This is a genomic window from Acidithiobacillus sp. TH-A36, from assembly GCF_057473445.1.
Genome location: NZ_JBYCKP010000648.1, coordinates 1 through 1511, shown reverse-complemented (window position 1 = coordinate 1511; position 1511 = coordinate 1). Strand labels below are relative to the sequence as shown.

Genomic DNA, 1511 nt, shown 5'->3' with positions numbered 1-1511 from the left:
CCTTGGCGGGGAAACCATGTACATTTTTCCAAAGCGCGTTGAGTTGGGCGCGGTTAATCCGTGTTACCGCTTCCACATTGATAGGACGAACCCCTCCTGCAATGAGGAAATGTGCTATTTGCCATCCATGCAAACGGCTACCTTCCAGGCATTTGATGCCCAATGGCAACTCCGTCAATTGCATTCGGGTTTTCATCGACCACCACCCATAACGCTGAGGACATAGCTACCCAATTCCTCCGCCTGAATTTCGCCGGAAATCACCCCTTCTATCAGGGTCCAGGCGGTATCCGGCATATCCGATCTGAGTACAGGCGTAACGGTTAGCACCTTGGCTATTTCTGCGAGGGATTGATAGGGCGCTGCCGCTATTTTTTCAGTCACCGATCGTGGCAGCCTGAACATACCCATAGCCATATTCATATCGACCTCGCCCACACTTTTCAGTAGCATCAGATAACCAAGATTGAGGTTATTCAAGTCTCTGCGAATATGTTTGATGGAGGGCGGCAAGGTTACCGGCTTTGCATCCACATCCAGTGCGCGAGCCATGGTCATTCTCCGTGGGTATACTGAGAGAGTTTGGCAAACCATTCTGCCGCCTCAGCAATGGAAGGTTGAACCTGTTCTTTGATGTATTTCGGTAAGGTTCCCCAAAGCGTGTCTGGCTCGACATTTTTCAGCAGGTCGAAGCACACAAAGCATTGTAAGATATTGGATTGAATCTCAATCGGGGAGGGTTCTGGATTGCGCAGTTCCTGGGTGGCCGCCGCCGCTTTTTCTACCGACTCGAAAAACGCATCATCATCTTCTCCACCCATCCCGGTTCCGGCCATGACCTGCCGGTAGGCAGCCATCTCCTCAGTGGTTTCAGTGGGTTGATTATTCCCCGATTCTATGCCTACAGAAGGGGGGATGGTGTGGATTTTTGGTTTGGCTTTCGGGAGCACTTCCCGGACTTTCCTGGCACCATTCGCCAAGCCATCGGCTAAATCCTGAAAACGTTCCGGGTGTGATTTGTACGCTACTGGAAGCTCGGTTATAGCATCCTTAATTTCTCCCTTGAGAACGCGTGTCGCGGCCGCTTCTCCGGATTCGCCACAGGACTTCAGGAGGGCCATGGCTGAGGCAAAATCACTGGACCGTTTGACTGTGCCAGAACTGAGATTCCATTCTTCTGCCACTTTATCTGCTGTTCTTCCTTGTTCCTTTTCTTCTGTATTTTCTGAGTTGGCCCTGATAGATGATCTATGATCACGAACGCGCTGATAAATGCGGCCTAGTGTTAAAGCTCTTTCCTCATCCGTCAGGTTACGTCGCCCTAACTGGTTTTTATCCACCCAATCCAATACGGCATCCAGACTGTCAAAATGTCTACTGATCGTTTTGAATTCCAGATGATGTTTTTGGGTAATGGCATATCTATGGTGACCATCAACGAGTATTTTTTCATGCTCTCTTTCCCATACCATCAACGCATCACGAACCCCTTCATTAAGGATGCTGGCTTC

3 protein-coding genes are annotated in these 1511 nt (G+C 49.8%); all 3 read right to left on the bottom strand.

What is annotated here, in order from left to right:
- On the bottom strand, window positions 1–196 hold a 196-nt coding region (locus AC2VLY_RS16225), incomplete at its 3' end, for a hypothetical protein (RefSeq protein ID WP_486893898.1).
- Window positions 193–552, bottom strand: coding sequence for a hypothetical protein (locus AC2VLY_RS16220; RefSeq protein WP_142086059.1), 360 nt, complete (start codon window positions 550–552; stop codon window positions 193–195). The genes AC2VLY_RS16220 and AC2VLY_RS16225, both read right to left, overlap by 4 nt.
- Window positions 553–554: 2 nt before the next feature.
- On the bottom strand, window positions 555–1511 hold a 957-nt coding region (locus AC2VLY_RS16215; protein ID WP_486922647.1), incomplete at its 5' end, for a hypothetical protein.